A 12,463-nucleotide genomic window follows, 5' to 3' on the forward strand; every position below is an offset into this window, starting at 1 on the left:
TAGTTCGAATACTGCACGCAGGACGCGGATCTTACAGCATCTGCACGATATCCGGCACCGCGGGCGTTGGTCTAAGCTGACTTCATCACATCAACATGGAGGATGGCACAATGACACAATACGAAACCGCAAAGGCATTTTTCGAAGCCTGCGAAACCGGCAAGGGATGGCAGGGTTGCAAAACATATTGCCACGAAGGTGCTACCTTTTCATGTCAAGCTGATGCGTTGAGACAAACGACGACACTCGCCGCCTATGCCGACTGGATGAAGGGGCTTTTAACGCCCGTACCGGATGGCCGTTACAAACTGACGGGTTTTGCGCTGGACTACGCGAGGGGCACTGTCGTTGCTGCCGCCGAATTCCACGGAACGCAAACGGGTGAAGGCGGACCAGTCGCACCAACTGGCAAATCCGTGGTCTCGGATTACGCATACATTATGCAGTTCGATGGCGATAAGATCAGCCACATGACCAAGATTTGGAACGACGTACACGCGCTGCGCGGACTTGGCTGGGCGTGATGCGCTGGTGCATTTTGAGCTTACTTTTTCTGGCCCGTATCGGGCTTGGCTTCCAGTTTCAAACCGTGGCGTCCGTGGGTAACGATCTGGTCGTTGCCTTCGGGCTGAACTATGTTGATATCGGTTTCTTGATCGGGCTGTTCATGGCACCGGGATTGGTTCTGGCCATCCCCGCCGGGTATTGGGGACGCTACGTATCAGATCGCGTTATGGTGGTGTTTGGGTTGAGCGCATTGGCTGCGGGTGGGGCCGCGTCCTCCCTTGCAACAGATAGCTGGACCATTGGGATGGGCCGGGTCTTTGCCGGGATTGGTTTTCTGTTCACCTCGCTTTATTTCACCAAGATGGTCGCGGATTGGTTCGAAGGCCGCGAGATCGCGACGGCCATGAGCATCCTCGTCATGTCCTGGCCTTTCGGCATCGCAATGGGGCAAGTCGGCCATGCTTGGCTTTCCCAGACATATGGCTGGCAGGTCCCGTTTCAGGCGGCCTCAGTCTATTGCCTGATCGCAGCCCTCGGCGTCTTTCTGTTGTACCGCCCGCCACACGATTTGCCGCACGCAGATAGCGGCAAACGGGTCATAATGACCGCGCAAGAATGGCGTCTGATCTTCTGTGCCGCTGCCGCATGGGGCGTGTTTAATGCCGCCTATGTCACCTATCTCGCCTTTGGGCCGAAGGTTCTTGAGAACCACGGCCAATCCGCCATCGCCGCCGCTGGCATCATCAGCATCGGCAGCTGGATCATGATCTTTTCCGGTGCGGTCTGCGGGCAGATCGTAGATCGCTTTGGTGGGCGGAATACTGTTTTGGTGTTCTGCATGGGTGGCGCAATCGCTGCGCTCCTACTGCTCAGCCTGCCGGGCGCCAGCTTCGGTGCAAGTATGCTATTTGGTCTAATCGGCATGGCCCCGGCTGGCGTTATCATGGCAATGGCAGGGCAGGCCATGCGGCCTCAGGTCAGGGCCTTCGGCATGGGGATTTTCTTTACGGTTTACTACGCGATCATGTTGGTCACGCCACCCGTCGCAGGCGCGATCCTTGATGCGACAGGCAATGCGCGGGGGCCACTTTGGCTTGCAATGATCCTCTTCGCAACGGTGGTTCCGCTTGGCATCGCGTTTCAGTTTCTCAAGGGTGCACCCCTTACAGGTCAGGAGAAGACAGTGTGACTATGGACGCTCGAAAAACGGTATTCACCAAGGAAATCATCACTGCAGATGAAATGGGTGTGGTCTGTGACCGGATCACGCGCGTTGCCGCGATGGCGGTTTTCAGGAACCCATTCGCCGGGATGCATCAAGACGACCTGTCGCCCCTATTCGACGTTGGCGCGCAGCTTGGCCAATCGCTGACTGAGGAGCTTGTGAACATGTTGGAGCGGCCTCCAGTTTGCTACGGAAAAGCGGCCCTTGTCGGGTCGGCTGGCACGATGGAGCATGGTGCCGCTGTGTTGCACCCCGCGCTTGGCAAACCTGTGCGCGCAACCGTTGGTGGCGGGAAATCCCTGATGCCTTCCAACCACAAAGTCGGGGCTTTGGCCGGGTCCATTGATTTGCCACTGGGTCATAAAGACGAGGCATGGTCATTTGATCACATCGACACGATGACCCTCTGCGTGCCAGACGCACCCCGCGCAGACGAGGTTGTACTTTGTATTGGACTGTCGGACGGAACACGCGCACATCCGCGTGTTGGCAAAGGCCCAAGTCCCTCTTGATCAGATATTCTGTCTTTAAGCTGCCATTGGTAACAAGCGCAGCATTGGTGACTGCGGGGTCGAAGCAGATAACGGCGACGGTGCAGCACCCCGCCTGCCCTACACGTAGCCTTGGATCTTGACGGCCCCAAGCCGACGTCCAGCAGGGGGTAGCGAATGCTGCGGTCGCAACCCATATTGCCGCCATGCGCTGCAAGTATTCGGTTTCGACGTTTGTCGAGGTCTGGACCGCGGAACGAACGCGCCATTCGACAAGTATCGCGAGACACCATCTCAGGCGCATGCTAGCCCTATGGAATGACGACAACTTGCACTGAATCTCGGCCAGCTGTTCCACAGACCGTCGCGACTATAGGAGTGCTTTTCGCATCAATCTGTTTTGGGTTGGTTCCTTACTTCAGCCGGGGACTGACTGAGCAGGGCGTTGCACCTCATACTGTTGCATTCTATCGCTACATTGTCGCGGCAGTGGTGCTATGCCCTGTCCTCTTTGCGAACCGAAAAGCGTGGCGACAGATCGCGTGGGGCCTTTCCGCCGGGGCAGTTATGGGACTTGGGTGGATAGGGTATGTAACGGCATTAGAGACGTTGCCTGCGTCTACCGTAGGTGTGCTCTACATGACGTATCCGGTGTTCACCATTGTCATCGCCTGGGCCTTGTTTGCCGATGCCCCGACACGGCGCGCCTCGATGGCCTCTGGCCTGATCGTGCTGGCCGCAATCATCGCAGGATCACCGGCCTCTGTCCCCATTGAGCACATGCCGCTTTTGGTGATGTCGCTCGCAGCTCCCTTCGGTTTCGGTTTCGGGATTTGCGTACTGGTGTATAAACTGTCCCAGATCGCTCCACTCGCACGAATTGCCTCGGTTTCGTTGGGGTCTGTTCTTGGTCTTGCACCGCTTGTTCTGAGTTCTGAAGTTGCCGAATTGCTCCCCGGGGATCGGACTGATTGGCTGTTAATCGTCGGAATCGGCCTGGTCACAGCGCTTGTCCCACAACTCATTTACACCGTCTGCTCGCCCGTGATTGGTGCATCCCAGACTGCCGTTGTCGGCAGCGTGGAATTGCCCACCATGTTTGCGGTTGGATTTCTTGCATTCGGCGAGGCGATCACAGCGCCCCAGGCTATCGCCTGCGCTTTGGTGCTTGGCGCGGTTGCCATAACGAAAAGTCGAAAAGCGCGTACCGTTTCGACCGTTCTCGCCAAGAGTCCAAAGCAGTGACTCTGGGCCCATTGCTGACCTGGGATGGGGGCAGCGCAATATCCGGTCCTCGCCGCCAGGACGGCTGCCACTGGCGGCCCTGACCAGCCACTGACCGTCCCATCCAGCGCTGCGGTGCAACTTCCGCGAAACGGACCTTTAGCTCAGCGTTTTTCGCATCAATACAAAGGGGCCTTCATCGTGCATTTGGAATTCTGAATAATCATAACCAAGAGCGGTGTAGAAACTCTGCGCAGTAAGCGAGGAATGAAGCGTGACTTCCGAAAGTGCATTTTCCTGCACTAACTCTTCCATATACTCAACAAGCATCTTTGGTTCCTCTCTTTTTGCTTTTCTCCTTCCCATGAACGGATTCATCCATGGAAGGTCTTGAATAGATGTCTCATATGAGACATATTAGTCTCATGAATCGAATTAGACCAACAACTCGAGACGCGATCATCGAAGCCGCCTTCGAGGTTTTCTCAGAAAACCAAGCGGCTTCGCTTAGCGACATCGCACAGCGTGCAGGTGTAGGCCGCGCGACGCTGCATCGGCACTTTCCTGGTAGACCCGAGCTGATGCGCGCTTTGGCCAAGACTGCGATGGCAGAACTCGATAACGCTGTCGACGAGGCAACAGCCGACGCATCGAGCTATGCAGAGGGCTTTCGCCTTTCCCTGGTTGCAACTGTGCCGCTGGCGAATCGGCAATGGTTCCTGGCCAACGAAGGGCTGGAAGCAGACCCTGAGATTGCCGCCGCTTACGACGCGAGCCTCGAAGAGCTTCGGCGTGATGTCGAGGAAGCAAAGAAGGAAGGCGCCTTCGACGCGAATGTGCCGACAGCATGGATCGTCCAAGCCTATGAAAACCTCACCTATGCAGCGTGGTCCCTTGTCCGATCAGGCGAAGCGACACCGAAACAAGCGGCGGATTTGGCCTGGCGAACGCTGTCTCAAGGATTGAAAGGAAGCACCCAATGAGCCTGGAAAATCTTACGATTCAGATCGATGACGCGTTCTTCCTCATCGGTGCCGCGATCCTGCTGATCGAGATTGCCGAGATGGTGTTCAAGGGCGAGTTCAGGGCAAGGACATTCGGTGAAATGCTAGCGAGTGCATCGACGCAAATCCCGTACCTATTGGTTGAAACCTTCATCTTGACCGGGGCCTACGGTCTCTACTGGATTATTGCCCAGGGGCTTCCTTGGACAATCCCGGTGACCTGGTGGAGCTTGCTCATCATCGTCCTGCTGGCGGACATCACCTATTATTGGGAACACCGCATTGCGCATGAGGTGCGCCTGCTTTGGACACAGCACGCTGTGCATCATTCGTCCCGAGACATGAACATCATCACGGGTGTCCGGTTTGGTCCGCTGGAGGGTGTGTGGTCGCTCATTGCTCATATCCCCCTAGCGCTCATGGGCTTTCCACCGGAGGCAATCATCTTTGGGGTGATCTCCGTACTGGCCTATCAGACATGGCTGCACACCGAGCTGATAAGTAAGTTGGGGCCGCTCGAAAGTGTTCTGAACACCCCTTCGCACCACCGGGTCCATCATGGTTGCGATGATAAGTATCTCGACAAGAACTACGGTGGCATCCTGATTGTTTGGGATCGGATTTGGGGGACGTTTCAGGTTGAAGAAGAAACCCCGCGCTATGGCCTGAAGCGCGACTTCAACAGCCAGAACCCAATCAAGGTGTGGTTCTCGGAATGGCCCGATCTTCTCCGAGATGTTCGTCGCTCCAAAAGTGTGAGCGAAGCCATCTCCGTTCTCTTTCGCGCACCCGGTTGGTCGCAAAAGGAACAACCAACGACTGAAAGCTGAGGTTAAGCGCCATACCAGCGGCTTGTGTTTCAAACTCGCCGTCTTGCCCCCACAATGGCACGCAACCCGGTTCTGCTGCCGCTACTCGCGCCAGAACGCAGCCCGGTGCATCGTCGCTCGCAAGAATGCCGGAGGCGACGGAAGTTGTCCGATCCCTGATCGATAAGATCGTTCTGACACCAGATGTAGGCGAGAACCGTATGTTATCTAATCTTCATGGATCACTCGCGGGTATCATTGGGATGGCCACACAAGAGAAAGCCAAACCACGACTGACGGACCATGCGATTGCGCAGCAGAAAGCGGTGATTGACGGGTCTAAAAACAACAGAAGCGCCCCAGATTTGGCATCTGTTGGCGCTTCGGAAGTTTAGTTGGTTGCGGGAGTTCGTCACTACCGAAAGCGAACAGTCTTCGCTCTCGAAGTCTGAGACATTTAAATCTAATGCTTCCCGAAGTAAACGATCTGATCAAAGCAACATAATTAGCACTAAATGTAGTGGATATCCTGCGCATCTTCGAAGAAGTGTCCAATAAGCGGTTTTAAGAAGCCCCTGTATTTCAAGGATATTTTGAGCATAAAAAATCTTGACATGGGGGTAAGCGGAAAAGAATCATCTCTAGACCTAGACAGACCATGCAGGAACATAACGTGCGTACTTTCTGGAACCTGCAACGGTCGGATCGGCGACAACCAAACCAGCATCAACGGTCGCCTTGATTATCCTTGATACAGTCTTCTTACCACTATCATCATCAAATCCAAACCTTCGACACAAAGATTCATTCGTCATCTGCTCCCTCATCACATGCTTCAACCCACAATGCTGATAACAGGCTCGGATTTTGTCGTCAGCGGTCATTTGTGTGAAACGTCGAGGACCATGAACCACGACAGTAGTAGACTCAAAGGAAGACAAGAATTCTGGAGCAGGTAGCTGAAAGAATTCAGCGGTCTCAACCAACCTGTCGATTCCACTGCTTCGTTCTTCACAAATATTGAATTGGTTCATCGCCCAAGCAAGTTGCTCATTCCTCGACTTGTGAGCGTCGATAAAGCGTTCCACGGGAACAATGGGGACGCCGGGGTTGGATACCTCCAATCGGTTCAGGTAAATTTCAAAAATCGGTCCGGTGCCCGTTGCATAGAAGTCCTGGTGGATCAACGCATTCGCCAGTATCTCACGCAATGGTCTCTCAGGCAGAAGCGGCACTGTCTTTCGCAGCGCATCCTCAACCACTTCATTCTGTGGAATGTGTGTCATACACTCACGAACCAGTCCCTGAAATCCGACCGCATATCCACGCTGACCAATAATATCGTGCCTCGTGTCGAGTTTGTTGTTCCCGTTGTAAACGATAAGACGGGGAGCCTTACGGCTTAGCCCGGAGAACTTCGTGAGGTCTTTGGCCAACATCATCGCAGCCATGTTCGTCATGTTAAGACGCTTGCCGTCACGGTGGACAAGACGAAGGTTAACCATGTCATTGATGGATTCTTCTAGGTTATCAGGCTGGGTCGACTTCCGAAGAGAATAGAACGCACCAATATCCAAGAGTTCTTCAACATCACCAGCTTCCAACCCGAAGAGAATGTGCTGCGTGTCCCATGCGCGACCTTCGTTGAAAATCTCTCTCAAGCGATCTTCAGTCATTGGCACAAGCTCGTCGCCAGACCGCATGTAATACGCACCCTTGAAGTCATATGCAGTGCCATTTGGACGGCTCGGTGCGCGAAGAACGAGAACTCGCACACCATCAACGGTTAACTCTTGAACATTTACATTTAACCCCGTGTTTGCCCGGATATCGCCTTTGAGTTTACCAAGATCAGGGAATGCCTCAGTGCCAACAATCTGGCGTGGAATCTTGTCAGAGACTCCAAAAACAAGATACCCACCTCTTTCATTGGCCAGAGCGACGCAATACTTAAACATTTTGTTTCGGTCATATTGAGTCTTTGCTTCTTTAAACTCAAGATTTTCGTTTTCTGGATCAGAGTCTCGCCAACCTTGAAGTGTCTGCTCTGTGATCATCGATGTTCCAATCCAATTTGCCCTGTTTCCCGAGACTACATGGCCCATTTCGGCGTTGCCAGCATGAGATGAGCTAACAACCTATTCACTTGATACATGAGGTGTTTGCCCTGGGAAGCAGCTTTTTTAACGGTAGTTTTCCGGAGAACGGGTGCGGGCAAAAACCGCTTCGACCCTTCATCACCTTGATTTTGAATCCAAAGGACCTCGGCTGGGTGAGTCTAATAGCATTGCAAGCGATCCTTGGGTTATTGGCTTTGCTTGATCCGGTGCACCATGCCGACGCTGCACCCGACCAATTTGGCCGTCTGCCGGATACTCTTACCTGAGATCAAGTGCTGACGAACCTCCTTCATCTTATACCCCTGAAGTGGTGGACGCCCAATCCGCTTTCCCTGGGCTCGTGCCCGCTGCTGCCCGGCAATCACACGTGAACGGGTCGTTGCGATTTCGAATTCAGCAAACACGCCCAGAAGGCCCAACATGGCTCGGCCCGACGGTGTTGTGGTGTCCAAATTCTGCTGGTGAAGATATAATCCGATGTCCCGGGAACGCAGATCATCCATGAACCCCACAAGGTCGCTGAGAGACCGTGACAGCCGATCTACAGACCATGCAGCCACCAGATCAATCTCACGTCGGTTTACGGCCTGCATCATCTGATTGAACGCAGGGCGCTGATCTCTACCCTTCGAGCCACTGATACCATCATCAACGAAGGTATGGATGATATCCCATCCGAGACGCCCTCCGGTTTCAGTCAGGTCACGCAACTGGTTTTCGGTTGTCTGGTGGTCGGTCGATACACGGGCGTAGATTGCAGTTTTCATCAGATGCATGGTTCCTCGCTGTCAGGGTGGGGTGATCGATGCTGGTATTGAAATCACTTCCCCTGCCGCCTCAGATCGTCAGCAAACTTCCAATCGGCCTCACCGGGGAACTGAACATAGATGTCCCGCCATGCATTGCGGTTTGTATTGTTGGCCACCGACCGGGCAAATTCGGATGGTGACAAATCCTGTGACCCGAACCTGAGGCGTTCATGTTGAATGTATGCGTAATGGGCCTCACCACGGTAGGTCATTCGAATTTGACTGCCATTGGGCAGAAACAGGTTCTGCCACTGATACCCCCGGCTCGGGTTACCGTACTTCTTGAAAAACTCCTGATCCGTGTCCTGGGCCTGACGCTCAATGTATTCTGCCGACCAGATCGAGGGGTCACCCTTCGTCGCCTCCAGGAAATCCTGCACCTGGTTCTCGACATACACAGACACATCTGATCGGCCTGAACGTCGGATCAACTCAGCAAACAGGTCGGCACGAAGCGGCACATATACGTAGTCGGTTGGGTTGGTTGAGATGCTCATGGATGAATCCTATTTTCAGCACTATCTAATGCTACAAATAGTCATCGACGCTCTATTCTGTCAATAGCACTGATTTAAACTATCGGCAGCAAAGCCCCCCAAAGCCCATTGAGGTGTTCAAGAACCATCTGTTTTGTGAACGCCAATGGCAGGAACGAAAAAACGATAGAAATCAGTGACAGATGTTATCCATTTCCCGGTGGGTTTTTTGAACACTAGTTAAGTCCACTGGATAGCACATCGCACATCCACGGCAGCAGTCAGATGCGGGAGGAGTTCGGATTCCACAAGACGTGCGTCATCAACACGATCATGGATCATGTGGGCGTTTGGGGCATCTGAAAGCGTAAATACTTGGTTTAACCGGACGGGGATGGCAGATTATTGGTCCATCAGACCCGGATCACCCAAATACTTAGTCGGATGGCTGCGAAACCAGTTTGCCGTACAATCCTGAACTGACGATCCAATTTGCGCCTTTTTTTATTGGGGTTTCAAAATCCGGTGGTGGGGACGAGTTACTCATATATGAGAGCAATATATCCGGAAAATCATCAATGATCCTGGCAAAGGTCCTGGTCTTTACCGTTTCCAGACAACCCTTCGGATCAGTCATCCAGATGTGAATAAACTGCTCCGCATAGCTCAACGTCTTCCAGTTCTTTTTTATCCTCTTCCTGAACCGCTGTGCTTCCAGTTCTTTCACTCGGTCCGTATCAACTATGGTGTTGATATCATCAGGACGCTTTCCAGTGCTAAAGTTCCTGTTGCGACGTGACCAGGTTTCATCAAGACGAGCAAATTCTATAACGGCCTGGGCTGAATCCATGCCGAAGTCGATCTCAACCTTCTCCAGGCTGGCGTACTCAAGGAACCCCTGCACGCCATGCGTAACGGTGCCGTCGTCATGCTTGATGTCTTGATATGGTGCACGGACACATACCCGCTTTCTGCCGGGGAATTCAGCGACGAGTACCTTCCGGATTTCTTCAGACGACATCCAGGGATCGAAAAGAACAAAGTGGATGTGCAGCATCCCACATCGCTGACCAGCAATGTGAGATTTGAGCGCAGTACGGTCCAGTTCTTCCTCAGGGATATCGAAGGTAAGCCCATCAATGGTCTTCAACACCATATCAAACTTACCACGGGCAATGTGCCCAGGGGTCAACCTGTTCAGAGCTTTTCGAAGGCGGCGTTTTATCCGTTCGATTTCATCACACAAGCTCCCATCAAGTGCCACCAGGGCCAGATTGATGGTAATGCAATGAAGCAGGATCAATGGTAAACCGACAAAAGGCTCGACCATTCTCTGACCACCACGGACCTGGTAGTTAGACGACAGGGCACCGAGGGCTGTCGAAGTACCATTGCATGCATTCTGGGTCAGACGCCTGTCTGATTTCAGGTGGCGTTTACTTCGCCGTTTGCGTGGGTTTGAACAGGTGGTGCACCACTTATTGTTGCAGGGGCGCTTTCTGGTGCAAGACTGTACCTTTTGGGTGATGTGATCGAATTCACGGTGTTGTGCCAATACTGAGAGTGCTGCCTCCTTCTGCTTAGGTAATCCACGATTGGTTAGTTCTGTACACTTGTGCACGGCTCTGATTTTATCAATCGAAAGTCGTTTCCGTTTTGTAATTTGTGCCATTTATTTTGCCTCATATGCAGGGCCGTTTATCGACCTCTTCGTCATACTTAGGCGCAGATTTCCAAAAGTGGGCATCCCAAGGGATTCCGGCAGGTTTACCATCAATGTTATTCGGGCTCCTCAGGGTACGGCGGATGTTTCCCCGGACATAAATAGTCTGAGGAGGTGAACGACATGAAACGCAAAACAATTACGATAAAAAACGTCGATCAGGATGTCATCGAGATGTTGGCCGATTTGAGATTGACGGAACGCAGGCAGCTTGCAGCCATCCTTGAGGACTGCGTAAACGCCTATGTTTATGCGGACGGTGATGAAGAGAGTGATGAGTTGCTGACATCAGCAGCATGATTGCTGATCGCACTCACACCCCAAACACCGAACCCCAGAGTGCGGAGATATGGTTCCAGGTTCAGGCCATGGTAATCTGGCTCGATGTGAACTGCTTCGACTATTACATTGCCGTCCTGCCAAGCGAAGGATGCTTTGGCCGCGATTTCATCGACATCACCACGGTTCCAGATTTCGAAGTACCACCGGCTCTTGGCAACATCGATATCAATGCCATGGTCATGAAGGAAATCCGCAATCCCTCCCTCAAGAGGAAGCCCTGCTCCAAGCGATAGCACAATGGTAACCATTGGATGCGGAAGGAACCGTGGTGCACCAGGCTCTAGGTCGGATTTGTGAAATGATAGCATCATCATCGTTCTCCTCAAATTGGCGTTTTTGGTATTTGGGGAAAAACGGTGATCCGGTGACCAGGTTCGAAGAAGCCTATACCGGTGGCAGCTTGCTGGACGTGTACAGTGTCGTTACTTTCTGAAGAGTTGTGGGTTCTGGGTCTGGGTTGCAGTGACCCTCAGCTTCGAGCAGAGCCTGCCGGGCATGGGCCATAGCATCGCGATGTAGCTTCATTCGCCCCGGGATGCCCGGGGTACCCGGAAACTGCTCACAAGCCGCTTCCAGATATGGCTTCAATCGTTCCCGGTACTTCTGATCCATGAGCCGCTCAAGCTGCTGTCGATAAAGCTTCGGGATATCGAGGGAAGGCAGGCTCACCTCGGCACGGATATGATTCCGGCGAAGCAGTCGCTCAAAAATGGCCTGCTTCTCATCGGCTGTAACAGTGATGTATTCGATCTGATTGATCTGTTTTTTCTTCACGAATGAAATCCTCCCACTATGACCGATGTCGTCAATGCTTATCGGTCGATCTCTTCCAAGGCTTCGGAGAAGCTTTGGCCCAGTCCCCGGAAACCATCCGGTCCACCACGCATCCACATGATCATCAAGGGCCCTCTACGGCGCTCTGACCAGGCCAGCCGCTGTGTTGGTGTCATCATTGCCCAGCGAGTGCGCAACCAGCCTGAACGGGCCGCTCTTGGGCTCTGTGCGATGGTATTGATCTCGTCAACGATTTGCTGGGCAGTGAGATCAGGAACGGATAGGTTAATCACGGTCACCGAGGGGTCAAACCATCGATCCACAACGCCCTTCAGTCTTTGCCAAATTCGGTATGGTGAAAACCGTTTGTGAAAAATGAAGCGCCACACTAGCTGCCTTCGGTTGCGATCTGATCCTGTGCATCGCGCTCCAACTGCACCACCAGGGTCGAGTTCTCATCCCGCCAGGCAATGTATCCAGCATATCCCCTACGGTTCACCTCAGCCCGCTCAGAGGTGCTCAATGCATCGTAATCATCACGATCCACTCCATCCACAAATGACAGCTTCACATCGGTGTAGATGTCCACACAGGCTGCTGCTTCGGCAGGGGGCAGGACTCTGACTTCGGCAGCTTCGGAGCACAGGAAATAGGCGGCAATCAGAGCGAGGGTTTCAGCGGTCATCGGGTCTCCTTCTTGGTCACAGAACAATCGTCGATCCGCCACACGTCAGCCGGTGTGACCTGGCCATCAGTTGCTTTGATGATAGCCTGCATGGTCTTCCGGCTGGGCAACACAACACCATCACGGGCGCGTAGGATGGTCGCTGCACTTACACCGCAGCGTTCACCAAATGCCTTCAGGCTTACTTTATTGAGATCGAGATATTCCTTCAGCGTCATGAGATGTTGCATATTAAGAAACATAATGATTCGCTATAAGAATCTTACATGATTGT

The 12,463-nt window shown here is 53.1% G+C and carries 17 protein-coding genes; 8 read left to right on the forward strand and 9 right to left on the reverse strand.

What is annotated here, in order from left to right; all coding sequences use genetic code 11:
- Positions 1–110: 110 nt before the first annotated feature.
- From Q1A07_RS07710 to Q1A07_RS07725, 4 genes are all read left to right on the forward strand, one after another.
- Entirely contained in the window at positions 111–524 is a 414-nt protein-coding gene (locus Q1A07_RS07710; RefSeq protein ID WP_299779471.1) for an ester cyclase, read from the forward strand.
- Positions 525–538: 14 nt separating this feature from the next.
- Complete coding sequence (locus Q1A07_RS07715) at positions 539–1,696, forward strand: MFS transporter (RefSeq protein ID WP_299779473.1); 1,158 nt, start codon at positions 539–541, stop codon at positions 1,694–1,696.
- 2 nt (positions 1,697–1,698) lie between these two features.
- Positions 1,699–2,244 carry an amino acid synthesis family protein gene (locus tag Q1A07_RS07720; protein ID WP_299779475.1) on the forward strand — a complete coding sequence of 182 codons (546 nt, stop codon included), beginning with the start codon at positions 1,699–1,701 and terminating at the stop codon, positions 2,242–2,244.
- A 297-nt stretch (positions 2,245–2,541) separates the two neighbouring features.
- A complete protein-coding gene (locus tag Q1A07_RS07725) occupies positions 2,542–3,468 on the forward strand; it encodes a DMT family transporter (protein ID WP_299779477.1) in 927 nt (308 codons plus the stop codon).
- 138 nt (positions 3,469–3,606) lie between these two features.
- On the opposite strand, the gene Q1A07_RS07730 is transcribed toward Q1A07_RS07725, so the two are convergent.
- On the reverse strand, positions 3,607–3,777 hold the full coding sequence (locus Q1A07_RS07730; RefSeq protein ID WP_299779479.1) for a GNAT family N-acetyltransferase: 171 nt from the start codon (positions 3,775–3,777) through the stop codon (positions 3,607–3,609).
- A 95-nt stretch (positions 3,778–3,872) separates the two neighbouring features.
- On the opposite strand from Q1A07_RS07730, the gene Q1A07_RS07735 reads away from it, so the two are divergent.
- Complete coding sequence (locus Q1A07_RS07735; protein WP_299779481.1) at positions 3,873–4,430, forward strand: TetR/AcrR family transcriptional regulator; 558 nt, start codon at positions 3,873–3,875, stop codon at positions 4,428–4,430.
- Positions 4,427–5,281 carry a sterol desaturase family protein gene (locus tag Q1A07_RS07740; RefSeq protein ID WP_299779483.1) on the forward strand — a complete coding sequence of 285 codons (855 nt, stop codon included), beginning with the start codon at positions 4,427–4,429 and terminating at the stop codon, positions 5,279–5,281. Before Q1A07_RS07735 ends, Q1A07_RS07740 begins: the two co-directional genes overlap by 4 nt.
- Before the next feature lie 626 nt (positions 5,282–5,907).
- On the opposite strand, the gene Q1A07_RS07745 is transcribed toward Q1A07_RS07740, so the two are convergent.
- The 4 genes from Q1A07_RS07745 to Q1A07_RS07760 form a co-directional block, all read right to left on the reverse strand.
- Complete coding sequence (locus Q1A07_RS07745; protein WP_299779485.1) at positions 5,908–7,317, reverse strand: RNA-binding domain-containing protein; 1,410 nt, start codon at positions 7,315–7,317, stop codon at positions 5,908–5,910.
- Between the two features lie 248 nt (positions 7,318–7,565).
- Positions 7,566–8,156: a recombinase family protein gene (locus tag Q1A07_RS07750; RefSeq protein WP_299779487.1), complete on the reverse strand. Its 591-nt coding sequence runs from the start codon at positions 8,154–8,156 to the stop codon at positions 7,566–7,568.
- A gap of 44 nt (positions 8,157–8,200) precedes the next feature.
- On the reverse strand, positions 8,201–8,686 hold the full coding sequence (locus Q1A07_RS07755) for a hypothetical protein (RefSeq protein WP_299779489.1): 486 nt from the start codon (positions 8,684–8,686) through the stop codon (positions 8,201–8,203).
- 415 nt (positions 8,687–9,101) lie between these two features.
- A complete protein-coding gene (locus Q1A07_RS07760) occupies positions 9,102–10,337 on the reverse strand; it encodes a hypothetical protein (RefSeq protein ID WP_299779491.1) in 1,236 nt (411 codons plus the stop codon).
- A 174-nt stretch (positions 10,338–10,511) separates the two neighbouring features.
- Between Q1A07_RS07760 and Q1A07_RS07765 the strand changes: the two genes are divergently transcribed.
- Together Q1A07_RS07765 and Q1A07_RS07770 are read left to right on the forward strand one after the other, a co-directional pair.
- Positions 10,512–10,688 carry a hypothetical protein gene (locus Q1A07_RS07765; RefSeq protein ID WP_299779493.1) on the forward strand — a complete coding sequence of 59 codons (177 nt, stop codon included), beginning with the start codon at positions 10,512–10,514 and terminating at the stop codon, positions 10,686–10,688.
- Positions 10,689–10,756: 68 nt separating this feature from the next.
- On the forward strand, positions 10,757–10,963 hold the full coding sequence (locus Q1A07_RS07770; RefSeq protein ID WP_299779494.1) for a hypothetical protein: 207 nt from the start codon (positions 10,757–10,759) through the stop codon (positions 10,961–10,963).
- A gap of 151 nt (positions 10,964–11,114) precedes the next feature.
- Here Q1A07_RS07770 and Q1A07_RS07775 read toward each other — a convergent pair whose 3' ends face one another.
- The 4 genes from Q1A07_RS07775 to Q1A07_RS07790 all read right to left on the reverse strand — a co-directional run bounded on the left by Q1A07_RS07775 (position 11,115) and on the right by Q1A07_RS07790 (position 12,407).
- The gene (locus Q1A07_RS07775) at positions 11,115–11,504 is read right to left on the reverse strand and encodes a hypothetical protein (RefSeq protein WP_299779496.1); all 390 of its coding nucleotides are present in this window, start codon (positions 11,502–11,504) and stop codon (positions 11,115–11,117) included.
- A 38-nt stretch (positions 11,505–11,542) separates the two neighbouring features.
- The gene (locus Q1A07_RS07780) at positions 11,543–11,827 is read right to left on the reverse strand and encodes a hypothetical protein (protein ID WP_299779498.1); all 285 of its coding nucleotides are present in this window, start codon (positions 11,825–11,827) and stop codon (positions 11,543–11,545) included.
- Between the two features lie 65 nt (positions 11,828–11,892).
- Complete coding sequence (locus Q1A07_RS07785) at positions 11,893–12,189, reverse strand: hypothetical protein (RefSeq protein ID WP_299779500.1); 297 nt, start codon at positions 12,187–12,189, stop codon at positions 11,893–11,895.
- On the reverse strand, positions 12,186–12,407 hold the full coding sequence (locus Q1A07_RS07790; RefSeq protein ID WP_299779502.1) for a helix-turn-helix transcriptional regulator: 222 nt from the start codon (positions 12,405–12,407) through the stop codon (positions 12,186–12,188). The genes Q1A07_RS07785 and Q1A07_RS07790 overlap by 4 nt, the downstream gene beginning before the upstream one ends.
- Positions 12,408–12,463 lie beyond the last annotated feature (56 nt).

This window comes from uncultured Roseobacter sp. (assembly GCF_947492555.1).
In the GTDB taxonomy this organism is placed as follows: domain Bacteria; phylum Pseudomonadota; class Alphaproteobacteria; order Rhodobacterales; family Rhodobacteraceae; genus Roseobacter.

Coding starts and splice junctions, on each gene's coding strand:
- Q1A07_RS07710 (WP_299779471.1), top strand. CDS start 111: ATGACACAATACGAAACCGCAAAGGCATTTTTCGAAGCCTGCGAAACC.
- Q1A07_RS07720 (WP_299779475.1), top strand. CDS start 1,699: ATGGACGCTCGAAAAACGGTATTCACCAAGGAAATCATCACTGCAGAT.
- Q1A07_RS07725 (WP_299779477.1), top strand. CDS start 2,542: ATGACGACAACTTGCACTGAATCTCGGCCAGCTGTTCCACAGACCGTC.
- Q1A07_RS07730 (WP_299779479.1), bottom strand. CDS start 3,777: ATGCTTGTTGAGTATATGGAAGAGTTAGTGCAGGAAAATGCACTTTCG.
- Q1A07_RS07735 (WP_299779481.1), top strand. CDS start 3,873: ATGAATCGAATTAGACCAACAACTCGAGACGCGATCATCGAAGCCGCC.
- Q1A07_RS07740 (WP_299779483.1), top strand. CDS start 4,427: ATGAGCCTGGAAAATCTTACGATTCAGATCGATGACGCGTTCTTCCTC.
- Q1A07_RS07745 (WP_299779485.1), bottom strand. CDS start 7,317: ATGATCACAGAGCAGACACTTCAAGGTTGGCGAGACTCTGATCCAGAA.
- Q1A07_RS07750 (WP_299779487.1), bottom strand. CDS start 8,156: ATGCATCTGATGAAAACTGCAATCTACGCCCGTGTATCGACCGACCAC.
- Q1A07_RS07755 (WP_299779489.1), bottom strand. CDS start 8,686: ATGAGCATCTCAACCAACCCAACCGACTACGTATATGTGCCGCTTCGT.
- Q1A07_RS07760 (WP_299779491.1), bottom strand. CDS start 10,337: ATGGCACAAATTACAAAACGGAAACGACTTTCGATTGATAAAATCAGA.
- Q1A07_RS07765 (WP_299779493.1), top strand. CDS start 10,512: ATGAAACGCAAAACAATTACGATAAAAAACGTCGATCAGGATGTCATC.
- Q1A07_RS07770 (WP_299779494.1), top strand. CDS start 10,757: ATGGTAATCTGGCTCGATGTGAACTGCTTCGACTATTACATTGCCGTC.
- Q1A07_RS07785 (WP_299779500.1), bottom strand. CDS start 12,189: ATGACCGCTGAAACCCTCGCTCTGATTGCCGCCTATTTCCTGTGCTCC.
- Q1A07_RS07790 (WP_299779502.1), bottom strand. CDS start 12,407: ATGACGCTGAAGGAATATCTCGATCTCAATAAAGTAAGCCTGAAGGCA.